Raw genomic sequence first — 14,274 nt, 5'->3', positions numbered from 1 at the left:
GTAGCAAGGGTCACGCGGTACCGCCCGTCTCGGCACCCGTCGCAATCGGGGCACCCGGGGTGTTTGACCACGCGCTCCACGAGCCGGGGAACAACTCGACATCAATACCGGCCGATGCCGCCGCGAGCGCTGCCTGCGCGGCAGTGATGCCCGACCCGCAGTACAGTGCGACCGGCTTGCCCGCCGACACCTCGGCGAACGCGGCCTGAATCTCTTCCGGCGACCGCAAGGTTCCGTCCTCCGCAAGGTAACGCACGCCCGGCAGGTTGACCGCGCCCGGCACGTGCCCCGCAATCGGGTCCAATGGTTCCGTCTCTCCGCGGTAACGCTCCGGCACGCGCACGTCGACGAGCGTGCCCTCCTCGGGCCACACCGCGGCCTCACCAACGCTCAGCCCCACGTGCAGTGACGTGATCTCCACGTCGCTCGGCTCAGGCACAACACCCTCCCCGGTCTCCAGCTCGCCGTTCGCCGCGCGCCACGCCTTCATGCCGCCGTCAAGCACGCGCACATTCGTGAAGCCGGAACCGTCGAGCAGCCACCACGCGCGTGAAGCACCCATCATCGCGAAGTCATCAACAATGACAATCTCACTGTCTTTGTGCACGCCCCAGCGACGGGCAGCCTTCTGCAAACGCGCCATGCTCGGCACCGGGTGACGCCCGAGTTCTGGGGCGCCGTGCTCGGCCAGCTCTTTGTCGAGGTCAACATATACGGCACCGGGAATGTGCCCGGCAGCGAAGTCATCGCGGCCATCCGGCTTATCGAGGCGGTACCGCACATCGAGAACGTGAATGGGGTGCTCCCCGGTGAGCTCGGCGGCAAGGTCAAAAGCAGAAATTGTGACGGCCATGACTTCATCTTGCCCGCTCGAGGCATGAGCGCGCTACGCTTCCGGAATGACAGCACCTCGGTGGGGCATCCTCGGCCCCGGTGGCATCGCCAACGCCTTCGTAAAAGATCTCCGCACCGCGGGCCTGACTATCGAGGCCGTCGCCTCCCGCTCGATCGAGCGTGCGCAAACCTTCGCCGACACCTACGAGATTCCACGCGCACACGGCAGTTATCTCGCACTCGCGCAAGACCCCGACGTCGATATCGTCTACATCGCGACCACGCATCCGCAACACGTCGCCCCGGCGCTTCTCATGCTCGAGCACGGCAAGCACGTGCTCATTGAAAAGGCCATCACCGCGAATGCGCACGAGGCCCAGCTCATTGCCGATGCCGCGGCACGTCATGGCCGCCTCGCGCTTGAGGCGATGTGGACTCGTTATCTGCCGCACATGGCCCGCATCCGCGAGATCATCGCCGCCGGAACCCTCGGCGACGTCGTGGCCCTCACCGCTGATCACACCCAAAAGCTCAGTAGTGACCCCAACCACCGCATCAACAACCCCGAGCTCGGTGGCGGCGCGCTCCTCGACCTCGGCATCTACCCCATCTCCTTCGCGTGGGACATCTTCGGCAAGCCTGAGACAGTCACCGCGACCGGAACACTGGGAGCGACCGGAACCGACACCCAGGTGCAAGCGACGTTTACGTACTCGGGTGGTCGGGTGGCGAGCACCTTCAGTTCCGCGATCGCACGCGGGGCGACCGCGGCGACGATCATGGGCACCGAGGCCTCGATGTACATCGACCCCGTCTGGTACGGGGCCACGTCATTTCGCGTTGTGGCGACCGACGGCACCGTGTTGGAAACCTACAAGTCGCACATTGAGGGTCGCGGTATGCAATTTCAGGCGCTGGCCGCCGAGCAGCTCGTGGCTGCCGGAGACCTCACGGGCGGCCTCCTCCCGATCGCAGAGAGCGTCGGCATCATGCAGACGCTCGACGAAATCCGTCGGCAGATTGGCGTGGTGTATCCCTCGGATTCGGGCGAACTCGTTCTCCACTAAACCCGGGGCGATTCAGGGGCGAGGTCGCTTGTTCCGTGGTAGGTGGTGACGGTGATCCCGGGTACGGGTGTGGTCATGGTGGCCGCCTTTCCTTGTTGTGGTTCTGACATGCTTTGTTATGACGGAGGCATCTGACACTGACTCCCGCCACGAGCGCGTCGCCTTGTCGAAGCCGATCGAGGCGAGCGTTTGCGCCTAACCTGGAGTAGCCGCTGCGCGCGGCGCGATGGCGAGCCAGGCGACGTCCGGCATGGTTCGTCCGCGTAGTCATCTCTTCATCTTGCTGGAGATTTTTGGCGTAGTGTCGACGTCAGGTATACAAGATGGATGAAGGAAGAGCGCGTCTTAGATCCTGAGTCGCAGGTTGAGTATGTCGTTCCTGCCTATTCGACTCCCGATGAGACCCTCGATAGAGCGCGGCGGATTGCGCAGGGGCGGTTGGGTCTTGTGTATATGGCTTCGTTTTCCACGCGCTATTTACCTCCGTTGGAGGACGAAGGTGGTGGAGCGGTTCCGATTTCCGACGGTCTGAGAGAACGATTGAACCGATGGTTCGACTATGGGCGCGAGCAACCTGACTCCTTTGCGGAAGACCCGGGGTACGTCATCTGGGAGATGCTCGGCGACGAGCTCTATGAGAAAGTCGTCGCCGAGCTATGGTCGTCCGCGGTCGTTGTGCGCCCCTAATTAAGTTGCTATTCCCGGTTAGCTCGGATAGCAGGTCTGTGTGTTCTGATCTTTTGGCGGGTACGCGGTAATGAGCCTGTCACTGTCGGTCGCGAAGACCACAATGATCCGCTTCGAGAGGACTACTTGGAAAGTGTCCATGCGGTACCACTGGACTTTCGCGATTGCGCAACGTTTGCTATTCCCGGGGTTGTACCCGGTGTTTTGCCAGCCGAAGAGGACCATCCCCGCGGACTGCGCCATGAGATCGTCCCAGCTTTCAATCCCTTGAGACTCAGGCACCCAACCGAGCGCCTCGCCCGCTGTCATTAGTTTGTTCCAGTCGGTCTCGTGCTTTTTCTTAATGTGTCGGTACCCGTAGTAATCATTCCCACATTTGAGCCTCACATCTTGAATTTGCCCGTCTTTCGCAAATTGGTAATTCATGAACACGTCGTTCTCGTTACCTATCTGGATGCAGCTGACCCATTGCCCAAAATCAAGCAGGTAGGGCGAAATCGATGGGCCCTCAGATGGCGCGTCCTCCGACTTGAACGGCACTTCGTCTAGAGGAATCGGAGTGCCATCTGCACCGACGACGTATGCAGCGATCAGGGGCTCTTCTGAATCAAGTGCGCCAGGAAAATCGGCGGGAGCCGGGACGAATGATACGAGATTGGCCAGAAAGGTTGCGGTGACGGCCGCCGAGAGAACGCGATGCCGGCGATGCTTAAAAACCATGGTTATAGTCCCCCTATGCAGTTCTACATGTGTCCAGCAAAGCTAGCAGACACTTCCAACGAGCCAGAAGACGCCGCCGACGACGCGGGCGAACCGCGGCGAGCGCGGTCGTTTGGGTTATGGAAACAGCGGCCCCCCTTGCTGCGAGTGTTGATTGGGGTTGGTGGGGTCAATACCCCCGCGCTGGAAGTGGGACTTCACCCGGAGGCCGGGGCCTGGGTTGCGAACGCGGGACGGCTGTCTTCTTCGACATCGGCCCGGCGGAGTCAGTTCTGCAGGGTGGCTTCGTTGATACCGAAATCGGTGGCGATCTGTTTGATGGTGACGCCGCCCTCACGGCTGCGAGCGAGCGCGACGACGGGGCTCGTCAAGTTTTCTGTGTAAGAGGTTCGGAGTTTGGTCGTCAGAGTAGGGAGTGATTCATTCGGGGTAGGCCAGCGCCAGCTGCTCGAGTGCCTGTTTCCGGTTCGTGGTGACGTTGCCCTCGATGCGCCTTCGGGACGCTTTGCGTTTTACGGCGAGGGTCCGCGTTCCTTTTCGTTCGCCGGCGCGTTTATCCTCGATGTCGCAGACCGCCAGCCAAAGCAGCTTCACCACAGCGGCATCGTCGGGGAAATGCCGTCGGTTCTTGGTGATCTTCCGCAGCTAGTAGTTCAGCGATTCGATCGCGTTGGCCGTTAGATCACACGTCGCAAGGCGGGCGGGAACGCGAGGGCCTCCAGCACAGCGTCCTCGTTTGCGGCCTGGTAGATCGGCTTCAACGCCGCCGCGACGGCCTTGCGGTCCTTGTAATTCACCAACCGCATCGCCGCGCGGATGAGGTGCACGACACAGGTCTGCACGGTCGCTGTCGGCCAGGTCGCTGCGATCGCCTCAGGGAATCCGGTCAGCCCGTCGCAGCAGACGATCAGCACGTCACGAACGCCGCGATTGGCGAGCTCCTAGGCCTCATCACCCAGAAGTGACAGACTGTGCGCATGACTGAATCAGCTCGCGTTGCCGTCTATCTCGACTTCGACAACATTGTGATGAGTTGGTACGACCGCGTGCACGGTCGCAACTCTTACAGCAAAGATCGTCAACAGATCACCGCCAACCCGACCGATGCTGCCATAGCCGATCGGCTCGCGGCCGCGGCCATCGACGTCGGTGCCATCATCGACTATGCCGCGAGCTACGGCACGCTCGTGCTGACGCGCGCCTATGCCGACTGGTCAAACCCGGTCAATGCGGAGTATCGCTCCCAACTCGTTGCCCGTGCCGTTGACCTGGTGCAGTTGTTTCCGGCTGCCGCGTACGCCAAAAACGGTGCCGACATTCGTCTCGCCGTCGACGCGGTGGAGGACATGTTTCGCCTACCCGACCTCACTCACGTCGTGATTGTCGCCGGCGACTCCGATTACGTGCCCCTCGCGCAGCGCTGCAAGCGTCTCGGACGCTACGTTCTGGGTGTCGGCGTTGCCGGTTCCACCGCCAAGTCCCTCGCCGCCGCGTGCGACGAATTCGCCACCTACGAGTCTCTCGAAGGCGTCGCCGTTCCGGTCGCCGAAGAAGAAAAGAAACCCACCCGACCCCGCGGCTCGCGCGCCGCCAACCGCAAGGTGGACGACCCGCAGGCGACAGCCAAGACACTTCTCGAGCGCGCACTGCGCATGGGTCAAGAGAAGGAAGACGCCGATTGGCTACACTCCTCGGCGGTAAAGCAGCACATGCGCCGTATGGATCCGTCGTTTAGTGAAAAGGCGCTCGGATTCCGCTCGTTTTCCGACTTCCTCAAAGCGAACGAGGCGATCGCTGAGATGGAGGAAACCGGCCACGAACGCCTCGTGCGTTTCCGCGAGCAGAGCACCGAGTAGTACCGCTCAACGGCCGAGTATTCGCCTGCTCAGCGGGAGTTTCCGACGAGCACGTCGAGGGCAATGCCATCACACGATACCCGCGTGTGCCCCTCAATGGTTCCGCCCCGCACGACATCGCCCGTCGCCCACTCGGCATCTGTCGATACGACGACACGAGATACGCCGTTCACGAGCGTGGCGTGCGCGCCCAAATCACGCAGCAGGGGCGTGAGCTGACGCTCGACCGAATCAATCAGGAGGTCGAACGCGAGTACGCCAACAAACGCACCATCAACGCGTACCGGGGTAGAAATGGTGATCGTGTATTCATCGCTGCAGAGGTAGTCGACGTAGGGGCCCGCGACATGTGAAATGCCGGAGAACAACGGCACCCGGAACCACTCCAGCTCCGAGTAATCGATGCGCTGCTTGTTCACCGTCTGTGCGGCAAGAATGAGCTTGCGGCGTTCTGCGCCCTGCCACCAGGCCAAGTGGCTGCGCGAATCGCTCAGCAGGTCGAGCGCCGCGATAAAGCCCGCACCATACACAGGTGCATTGATCGTGTCGAAGAGCTGATCGGCGAACGGCGCGACGAGGGCATCGAGCTTATTGGCCGACATGGAACCAGGAGAAAGCTCGTCGGCAATCGCGTCGGCCACGGGCTCGGCGAGGGCTTCCAGCGCGAGAATCGGCGGGCGGAAGTAGTCGGCGATGATCGAAGCGGCGCGATCAGCCGTAGCGGGTGGCGTCATCGTCATAGAGGTCTCCGGGTTGAAGGGATTACTGCATCGTACTCATCGCGACGGGTTGGGCACGATTTCTAGATTTCCGATTGCATAACGACGAGGTCGTGAACGGCGCGGGTTACGAACTCTTCGATGGCCGTGCCAGCGGCCGTTGCGTCGCCCTCGCTTACCGCGACAGCAGCGTCGCGGAGGTGGCTTCGCAGGACGAGGCGAGACTGCGGGTCGCCGTCAATGAGCCGCAGGTAGGGGCTCATTTCGGACTGCAGTTTCATTTGCTCACGCGTGAGCCGTGCCGACTGGCTGAGGGCCACCAGTTCGACCTGTACATCATCGAGCGTGCGGCGCCACGCGCCGAGGTCTGATTCTTCTGCACGATCGATGCGCGCCACGAGTGCGGTGGCCTCTGCCTGGTCTGCGCGTCGAGCTGCCAACCGCACGGCCCCGACGGTGATCGCCGCGTAGTGCGCACCGAGGTCTCGAAGCGCGAGGCGCGACGACGATTGCACGGCCTGACGCGCGAAGACGAGGGGGTCGGCCCCCTCGGCAACGAAGCTGCCGCCGTTGCGACCGCGCCGCGTGACGATGAGCCCGCGCTCGCGTAAAACGCCCAGCGCTTCGCGCACGGTAACGGGGGCAACGCCCAGCGTTCGGGCGAGGTCTTGCTCAGCTGGCAACCGCTCCCCGGCGCGCAAATGACCACCCGTGATCGCCTCGGAAAGACGGCGCTCCACGAGCTCAGCGCGGCCCTCATCACCGATCGGCATGAACAGCGCGCCCTGCATGCGGTGCGGGGCTGCGGACTTCTTCGCGGTGGTGGTCGAGGCTGACATCGGCTCGATTCTTTCATTCCTTTCTGCGTATACACGGCACGCATGGAGGGGTGTTGCATCGCCCCCGATGCCATCCCCAAAGCGTGGCGGGGTGAATCGCTCACGCTCTGCGGTGCATGTTACGCCGCGGAAACAATTTCGCAAAGCACTTGCAATCTATCCTCTGCTTTTATATGTTTACTCACACCTTGTGATCAAAGAAGTCTGAGGAGCCAGGATGCGCACCGATGCCCAGCCCACTACAACCGCCGTTGCCGATGAGGCGACCGCCGCGGTTTCGCTGACCAACGTCACCAAGACGTTCGGTGACTTCACCGCCGTAAAAGACCTCGAACTGCACGTGAAGAAGGGCGAGTTTCTTTCCATGCTCGGCCCATCGGGCTCGGGTAAGACCACGGTGCTGCGCATGATTGCCGGCTTCGAAGAGGCAACGAGCGGAACCATCATGCTCGGCGACACGGATGTCACGAACCTGCCGCCGCACCGCCGCCAGGTAAACACCGTCTTTCAGGACTACGCGCTGTTTCCGCACCTCACCATCGCGGAAAACGTGGGCTACGGACTCAAGGTGCGCGGAGTTTCCCGCGCGGAGCGTGAGAAAGAAGTGGCAACCGCGCTCGAGCAGGTGCGACTGAGCGCCGTCGCCAACCGACTCCCCCACCAGCTCTCGGGCGGCCAGCGCCAGCGCATCGCGCTCGCACGCGCACTCATCCTCAAGCCCGAAGTTCTGCTCCTCGACGAGCCGCTCGGCGCCCTCGACAAGCAGCTGCGTGAAGAAATGCAGATTGAGCTCAAGCAGATTCAGCGCGAGGTCGGCATTACCTTCATCTTCGTCACCCACGACCAGGAAGAAGCTCTCACCCTGAGCGACCGCGTGGCCGTTTTCAATAACGGCAAGATCGAGCAGATCGGCACCGCCCGCGACGTTTACGAGTTTCCGCAGACCGAGTTTGTCGCTCGCTTCCTCGGCCTCTCCAACATCCTTCCCGCATCGGTCGACCAGGAGGGCGCCGTCGGCAGCATCAGCATTCGCCCCGAGCGCGTGCGCGTCGTGGCGGCCGGTTCTGTTGTCGCCGCCGATGAGGTGTCGCTCGCGGGTGTCATCTCCGAGACGGTTTACACCGGCCCGACGACGCGCTACATCGTCGAAACCGACGGCAACCACCGCGTGATCGCCGAGGCGCAGAATGCGCATCACCCGGCAGATCAGGCTCCCTTCGGGCGCGGCGATGCCGTTCGGGTCGCGTGGTCGAGTAACCACGCGGTTCCGCTCCCCTAACGCGAGGCCCCTGCCTCACCTTCCTAGCTCAACACTCTTACGAACTCAGCACCCAGAACAGCAGTTCAACACCAACAAGGAGACACCATGCGTTCACGCATTTTGGCCGGCGCCGCCGTCGCGGCAGCCGCAACGCTCGTCCTCGCCGGATGTTCCTCAGGCGCCACCGACGGCTCATCCGACGGCCTCAGCATCGAGGTTCCCGATGTTCCAATGATGCAAGAGAAGGGCGAATACGAAGGAGAAGTCAACATCGTCGCGTGGTCGGGTTTTGTGGAGCCGGCCTGGTCAGACGAATTCACCGAGCAGACCGGATGTGTCGTTAACCGCAAGGTCGCGGGAACGAGCGACGAGATGGTTCAGCTCATGCAGAGTGGCGACTACGACCTCGTTTCGGCTTCTGGCGACGCGAGCCTTCGCCTCATCGTCGGCGGCGATGTGCAGCCCCTCAACCTCGAGTTGATCCCCAACTTCGGCGACGACATCGTCGAGGGCATGAAGGGCCAGATCTACGACACGCTCAACGGCAAGAGCTACGGCGTGCCGATCGGCCGTGGCGCCAACATCCTGCAGTACAACTCGGAGGTCGTCACCGAGACCCCCGACAGCTGGAGCGTTGCCTGGGAGGCAGACAGCCCCTACGCCGGCAAGGTCATCGCCTACGACGCGCCGATCTACATCGCCGATGCCGCCATCTACCTGATGGCAACTGACCCCGAGCTCGGCATCAAGAACCCCTACGCGCTGGACCAGACGCAGCTTGACGCGGCAATCGAGCTGCTGCAGCAGCAGAACAAGATCGTGTCTGAGTACTGGGCAGACCCTGCCGCACAGATCACGTCGTTCGTTGGCGGGACCACGGAGCTGGGAACCTCGTGGGAGGTGCTTCGCAAGCTGACTGAAGACGACAAGTTCAAGTCGGTTCTGCCGAAGGAGGGTTCGACCGGATGGTCCGACGCGTGGATGCTCGCCACCGACGCGAAGAACCCCAACTGCGCCTACGAGTGGATGAACTACACCTCCTCGCCTGAGGTCAACGGCGCCATCGCGATGAACTTCGGTATGGCACCCGCCAACGCCGCGTTCTGCGAGCTGAACGACGAGGCGAAGGCGCACTGCGACTACTACAACGCCACCGACGAGGAGTACTTCAAGAACGTTTGGTTCTGGACCACTCCGATCGAGCAGTGCATTGATGGTCGCACCGATGTGACGTGCACCAACTTCCAGCAGTGGACCGACGCCTGGGCCAAGGTCAAGGGCTAGTCATTCCCCGGTGGGCGGGAGAGCGATCTTCCGCCCACCTCTTCTTCACAGAACGGATCGACTCATGAAACGTCGAGGGCAACTCGCCGCACTTCTGGCGCTGCCGATGGCCTGGCTTGTCGGTATCTACATTTTCTCGCTGACGATGCTTCTCATCACGGCGTTCTGGACCACCGATTCGTTTACCTCGAAGGTCAAGCCGGGCTTCACGCTACGCAACTTCGAGCAGCTGTTCACCAACAGCGCCTACTTCTCCACTGCGCTCAAGACGCTGGGCATTGCCCTCGGCGTTACGGTGCTGTGCATTCTCATCTCGATTCCGCTCGGCATCTTCATGGCGAAGATCGCTAAGCCCTGGCTGCGTGCCGTACTCGCCGTCGCCATCACGATGCCGCTGTGGGCCGGATATCTCGTCAAGATTCTCGCCATGCGCATTGCGTTCACCGAGAACGGATTCGTCAACTGGTTACTCGCCCCCATCGGCGGCCACGGCCCCGGCTTCAGCGAGTTCACCACCATCCTGACGCTCACCTACCTGTGGTTGCCGTACATGGCCGTTCCGGTTTACACCGCGATCCGCCAGCTTCCCAGCAACCTGTTCGACGCCTCCGCGGACCTCGGCGCAGGCGCCGGGCGCACCATCTTCACGGTCGTGGTTCCGCTCATCAAGCCGGCCCTCATCGCGGGCTCCATCTTCACGTTCTCGCTGAGCCTCGGTGACTACATCGCTGCCAAGTTTGTCGGCGGCTCGACCCAGATGATCGGTAGCCTCATCGCGCTGAACATCAACCTGAACCCGCCGCTTGCCGCCGCCTTCGCCATGGTTCCGATCACCTTCGTTGTCATCTACCTGCTGAGCGTGCAGCGCACCGGCGCTCTGGAAAGGATGTAATCATGCTTCGCCTCTCCACCGGAGCCAAGGTCATCCTCGGCATCATCGTCGCCGCCGTGCTCGCGTTCATGTATGTTCCGCTGTTCCTGGTGATCAGCAACTCGTTTAACGCGGCTCGCATCTCCAGCTGGCCCATTGAGGAGTTCTCCACCGACTGGTGGGGCAAGACGTTTGCCAATGAGCCGGTGCGGGCGGCCCTGCTCAACTCGGTTCTCGTTGGGCTGGGTGCCACCGCCATCGCCCTCGTTCTCGGCACGCTCGTCGCCTACGCCTTGCAGCGCTTCGACTTCTTCGGCAAGCAGGCCGTAAACCTTCTGGTGGTGCTGCCGATCGCCCTGCCCGGCATCGTCACCGGTGTGGCGTTGAATAACACCTTCAACCAGGTGCTGGAGCCGATCGGCATTCACGTCGGCTACTTCGGCATGATCATCGCCCACGCCACGTTCTGCATCGTCATGGTGTTCAACAACGTGTTCGCGCGGTTGCGCCGGCTCAGCCCCAACGTTGAAGAGGCATCGCGCGATCTTGGCGCAACGCCGTGGCAGACCTTCCGCCTCATAACATTCCCGCAGTTCCGCAGCGCCTTCATCGCGGGTGGCATCCTGGCCTTCGCCCTCAGCTTTGACGAGGTCGTGGTCACCATCTTCACCGCGCCCCCGGGCGTTGAGACCCTGCCGCTGTGGATCTTTAACCAGATGGCGCGCCCGAACGAAGCCAGCATGGTCAATGTGGTTGCCACCATCGTGATCATTGCCTCCTTCATTCCGGTGTGGGCATCCCAGCGACTGTCGAAAGACATCGACTGAGCCGCCACTAAACTCAAAGCATCGAGACACAAGGGAGTTCGATGCGCACGCCACCCAGCATTCTGACCGACACGACCACCGTCGACGTTGATCGAAGCGACACCGGCTATGACGCGTGGGTACAGCAGGCCATTCGCGCGGTGAACGCCGACGCACAACGCACCGCCGACACGCATCTGCTGCAGTTTCCACTCCCCGCCGAGTGGAACATCCAGCTCTACCTCAAAGACGAATCCACCCACATCACCGGCTCCCTCAAGCACCGCCTCGCGCGCTCGCTGTTTTTGTACGGCTTGGCCAACGGGTGGATTCGTCCGGGCGTGCCGGTCATCGAAGCCTCCAGCGGTTCCACGGCGGTATCTGAGGCGTACTTTGCTCGCCTCATCGGGGTTCCGTTCATCGCGGTGGTGCCGCGTTCCACCAGCTCTGAGAAGACGCGCCTGATCGAGTTCGCGGGCGGAACCGTGCATTACGTTGACGACGCACGCACGGTTTCCAGCGAATCGATGCGGTTGGCCGAGGAGACGGGCGGTCACTTTATTGACCAGTTCACCTACGCCGAGCGCGCCACCGACTGGCGCGGCAACAACAACGTCGCCGAATCAATCTTTCGCCAGATGGCTGAGGAGCCCCACCCGGAGCCGACGTGGATCGTCACGACGGCGGGCACCGGCGGAACCTCCGCCACGATCGGCCGCTACGTGCGTTACACGCAGCGCGCGACCCGCATTGCCGTGGCCGACCCCGAAAACTCGTGCTTCTTCGATGGCTGGTTGGGTGGCAACGCGCAAGAGCGTTGCGAGACTCCGGGCCGCATCGAAGGCATTGGGCGCCCTCGCATGGAGCCGAGCTTCTTGCCATCAGTCATTGACCGCATGATGAAGGTTCCGGATGCCGCAAGTATCGCAACCATTCACGCGCTCCAGGCACGCATGGGGCGCATGGCGGGTGGTTCCACCGGAACGGGCCTGTGGGCGGCGTTGCGCATCATCGCCGAGATGCGCTCGCGCGGCGAATCGGGCAGCGTGCTGACCCTGCTGTGCGACGGCGGCGAGCGCTATGTCGACCGCTATTACAATGACGAATGGCTTGCCGAACAGGGCATTGACACGACGCCGTACCGCGCCATGATCGACGAGCTGCTTGACGCGTAGCGGCTAGGGCGCTGCCCTTACAGCGAAAAGCCGTCGGCGTACTGCACCTTCTTCTCGCCTGCACCAACGGCAAACGGGAGGCGGTTGCGCAGCGGCGGCAGCGGGCAGTTCATCTGGTTGGAGAAGCCGCACGGCGGAATCTCTGCCGTGTTGAAGTTGAGCGTGACGGGCAAGACGTCGCCGGGCTTGAGCGCCCGCCCGAGGTCCGGCAGCGGCACGTAAAGAAAGCGTCCGGCGCCATACGTCTCGGCGCCATTTGTCGTGTCGGCAAAGACCAATTGCAGGCCAGGCCCCGTCGGCAGCTCGGTGTCCAGTGCTTCCACACGATATTCGGTGCCGTCATGCGTGAACACAAGGTCACCGGAGACGGCATGGCGGCGAAGCGCGCCACCGTCGCGGAGGTGCTCAAACGGAACCACGCGGTCGGCGTCGACAAATTCGAACCGCCCGGTGACGACCCACGCCGGGTCGTACGGGTAGGCATCAATGCCTTCGAAGGCCTGTGCCGCCGGCGAATCCGACTGCCAGACGCGATAGCCGTGCTGCATCTCGCCGGTGTCGATGTGCGGCCGGCTGAGGCGCGTGAGCACCGCGGTATCGGGAAAATCGGCGAGCGCGGTGGCCTCGCTAGCGGCCGGCTCACCCGGCTGATCCCAGTGGGTTAGCACCAGGGAGAGCGCGCCGCGCTGAGCGGTGACCTCCGCAATGCGGTCGGCACGAAACTGGGCGTACTGCTGCTCGGCATTGCTCACGTTTCTATGTCACCACACCTGCCGAGCCGCGGCAAACGCGCGGTCATGGTGTGTTACCGAATGCGGCGTTACTTGCTGCCGCCGGGAGGGCCAACAAGCAGAAGTACGGTGTACAGCGCAACAATGGCGACCACGATGATCAGCGCGAGCGCCCACGGCCGGTTCAGGAAGAACCGCATCCAGCGGTCGTACCAGCGCTGGTCGCGGGGGTCATCACTCTGTTCCAAGCGCCATGCGCCCTCCAGCATGCCGCGACGCTGCAAGCCCATTTCAACGGGAACCGTCGCGTACGGAATCACGGCGGCAGCAATGGCCAGAATGGTCGGGCCCACCTTCCAGCGCTGGTTCATGGCGACCAGAATGGCGGTGGCGCCATACGACAAGAACACGAAACCGTGAATGGCGCCGCCGATGGTGACCACAATGCCTGGGGCACCAACGGCGCGGGCAATGAGGGCGGCGATCAGAATCGTCCAGGTGATGACCTCGGCGATAGCCAGAGTGCGAAACAGCGTCTTGGGTGCGCGGAACACGGTTCTCCTTGAAAACGGCGGCGATTTTCGCCCTCGTAAGCATAGTTCCGTTGACTGAAAGTTTGCCGACACAGTGTCGGTAAGCTTTTCCTCCAGCGCGGAACCACGGGGCGGCTATGCTAAACGCGTGCGGGATTTCATGCGGGGCATTGCCGACTTCGGAGACTCCTTTGCGTGGTTCCGCCGCACCCCCAAGGCGATGCAAACGGCGCTCATCCCCGCGGCCGTGGTGTGGGTGGTTCTTGCCGCCGCGGTCGTTGCGTTTTTGGTCTACTTGCCACAAATCGCGATCGCTGTCACGCCTTTCGCCAATGACTGGAACGCGATCTGGGCCGCGGTCTTTCGCGTTGGCGTCTCATTCGGACTCTTCGGCGCCGTGATCTACCTGTCGACCCGGCTATATCGCGGCCTGGTCGCCACCGTCGGCGAGTTCGCCTACGTACGATTGCGTCGCGCGGTGGCCGAGCACGCCCACTCGAAGCTGCAGCCTCGCCGCGAGAGCACCAGCAGGCTGTTTGCAAGCACGATCCTAGGCTTCTTCACCGGCATTCCGCTCGCGATTGCCGTGCTGCTGTTGTCGCTCATTCCGGTGGTCGGCTTCGTGCTGGGCTGGATCGTTGCCGCCGTCGCTGCCGGGCGCGAACTTGGCGAAGATCTGGTGCGCTCCACGGTCTCCGACGACACGGTTATCGCCGCCAACCGCGCCCGCATCACCGGCTTTGGTATCGCCGCCAACCTCACGATTCTGATCCCGTTCGCCGGCGTGGTCGCGATGCCCGTCGCGGTCGCCGGCGCGACAGCACTCGCCACGAACCTTGATCAACCCGGCACCGGCGGCCATTCAGCCTCCTAATTGCGCGACGAAATTAC

Annotated in this window: 15 protein-coding genes and 1 pseudogene; 9 read left to right on the top strand and 7 right to left on the bottom strand. The window is 62.6% G+C overall.

Features of this window, described 5'->3' with window-relative positions; genetic code table 11:
* Nucleotides 1-10: 10 nt before the first annotated feature.
* Nucleotides 11-853, bottom strand: a complete 843-nt coding sequence (locus FVP60_RS07525) for a sulfurtransferase (RefSeq protein WP_147825665.1) — start codon at nt 851-853, stop codon at nt 11-13.
* A gap of 46 nt (nt 854-899) precedes the next feature.
* Between FVP60_RS07525 and FVP60_RS07520 the strand changes: the two genes are divergently transcribed.
* Together FVP60_RS07520 and FVP60_RS07515 are read left to right on the top strand one after the other, a co-directional pair.
* Complete coding sequence (locus FVP60_RS07520; RefSeq protein ID WP_147825664.1) at nt 900-1,901, top strand: Gfo/Idh/MocA family protein; 1,002 nt, start codon at nt 900-902, stop codon at nt 1,899-1,901.
* 327 nt (nt 1,902-2,228) lie between these two features.
* The gene (locus FVP60_RS07515) at nt 2,229-2,588 is read left to right on the top strand and encodes a hypothetical protein (protein ID WP_147825663.1); all 360 of its coding nucleotides are present in this window, start codon (nt 2,229-2,231) and stop codon (nt 2,586-2,588) included.
* 18 nt (nt 2,589-2,606) lie between these two features.
* Here FVP60_RS07515 and FVP60_RS07510 read toward each other — a convergent pair whose 3' ends face one another.
* A complete protein-coding gene (locus tag FVP60_RS07510) occupies nt 2,607-3,308 on the bottom strand; it encodes a hypothetical protein (RefSeq protein WP_147825662.1) in 702 nt (233 codons plus the stop codon).
* A gap of 420 nt (nt 3,309-3,728) precedes the next feature.
* Nucleotides 3,729-4,249, bottom strand: a pseudogene (locus FVP60_RS07505) (transposase); the annotation flags it as partial.
* 36 nt (nt 4,250-4,285) lie between these two features.
* On the opposite strand from FVP60_RS07505, the gene FVP60_RS07500 reads away from it, so the two are divergent.
* Nucleotides 4,286-5,164: an NYN domain-containing protein gene (locus tag FVP60_RS07500; protein WP_147825661.1), complete on the top strand. Its 879-nt coding sequence runs from the start codon at nt 4,286-4,288 to the stop codon at nt 5,162-5,164.
* 29 nt (nt 5,165-5,193) lie between these two features.
* Here FVP60_RS07500 and FVP60_RS07495 read toward each other — a convergent pair whose 3' ends face one another.
* A complete protein-coding gene (locus FVP60_RS07495; protein WP_147825660.1) occupies nt 5,194-5,904 on the bottom strand; it encodes a cache domain-containing protein in 711 nt (236 codons plus the stop codon).
* 62 nt (nt 5,905-5,966) lie between these two features.
* Nucleotides 5,967-6,722 (bottom strand): FadR/GntR family transcriptional regulator, encoded by a 756-nt coding sequence (locus tag FVP60_RS07490; RefSeq protein ID WP_147825659.1) that lies wholly within the window; start codon nt 6,720-6,722, stop codon nt 5,967-5,969.
* Nucleotides 6,723-6,939: 217 nt separating this feature from the next.
* Here FVP60_RS07490 and FVP60_RS07485 point away from each other — a divergent pair, with 217 nt between their 5' ends.
* The 5 genes from FVP60_RS07485 to FVP60_RS07465 all read left to right on the top strand — a co-directional run bounded on the left by FVP60_RS07485 (nt 6,940) and on the right by FVP60_RS07465 (nt 12,119).
* The gene (locus tag FVP60_RS07485; protein WP_147825658.1) at nt 6,940-8,001 is read left to right on the top strand and encodes an ABC transporter ATP-binding protein; all 1,062 of its coding nucleotides are present in this window, start codon (nt 6,940-6,942) and stop codon (nt 7,999-8,001) included.
* Between the two features lie 87 nt (nt 8,002-8,088).
* Entirely contained in the window at nt 8,089-9,267 is a 1,179-nt protein-coding gene (locus FVP60_RS07480) for an extracellular solute-binding protein (protein WP_147825657.1), read from the top strand.
* A 64-nt stretch (nt 9,268-9,331) separates the two neighbouring features.
* Entirely contained in the window at nt 9,332-10,159 is an 828-nt protein-coding gene (locus FVP60_RS07475; protein ID WP_147825656.1) for an ABC transporter permease, read from the top strand.
* Nucleotides 10,160-10,161: 2 nt separating this feature from the next.
* Complete coding sequence (locus FVP60_RS07470; protein WP_147825655.1) at nt 10,162-10,965, top strand: ABC transporter permease; 804 nt, start codon at nt 10,162-10,164, stop codon at nt 10,963-10,965.
* A 41-nt stretch (nt 10,966-11,006) separates the two neighbouring features.
* Nucleotides 11,007-12,119, top strand: a complete 1,113-nt coding sequence (locus FVP60_RS07465; RefSeq protein ID WP_147825654.1) for a PLP-dependent cysteine synthase family protein — start codon at nt 11,007-11,009, stop codon at nt 12,117-12,119.
* 17 nt (nt 12,120-12,136) lie between these two features.
* Here FVP60_RS07465 and FVP60_RS07460 read toward each other — a convergent pair whose 3' ends face one another.
* Nucleotides 12,137-12,871: a DUF1684 domain-containing protein gene (locus tag FVP60_RS07460; protein WP_246132518.1), complete on the bottom strand. Its 735-nt coding sequence runs from the start codon at nt 12,869-12,871 to the stop codon at nt 12,137-12,139.
* Between the two features lie 68 nt (nt 12,872-12,939).
* The gene (locus tag FVP60_RS07455) at nt 12,940-13,404 is read right to left on the bottom strand and encodes a DUF3817 domain-containing protein (RefSeq protein ID WP_147825653.1); all 465 of its coding nucleotides are present in this window, start codon (nt 13,402-13,404) and stop codon (nt 12,940-12,942) included.
* Nucleotides 13,405-13,531: 127 nt separating this feature from the next.
* Here FVP60_RS07455 and FVP60_RS07450 point away from each other — a divergent pair, with 127 nt between their 5' ends.
* Nucleotides 13,532-14,257, top strand: coding sequence for an EI24 domain-containing protein (locus FVP60_RS07450; RefSeq protein ID WP_147825652.1), 726 nt, complete (start codon nt 13,532-13,534; stop codon nt 14,255-14,257).
* The last annotated feature ends 17 nt before the right edge of the window (nt 14,258-14,274 follow it).

The organism is Microbacterium mitrae (assembly GCF_008017445.1).
Lineage (GTDB): Bacteria > Actinomycetota > Actinomycetes > Actinomycetales > Microbacteriaceae > Microbacterium > Microbacterium mitrae.
The sequence above is the reverse complement of the archived record's forward strand: the minus strand, read 5'-3'. Positions and strand labels throughout refer to the sequence as shown.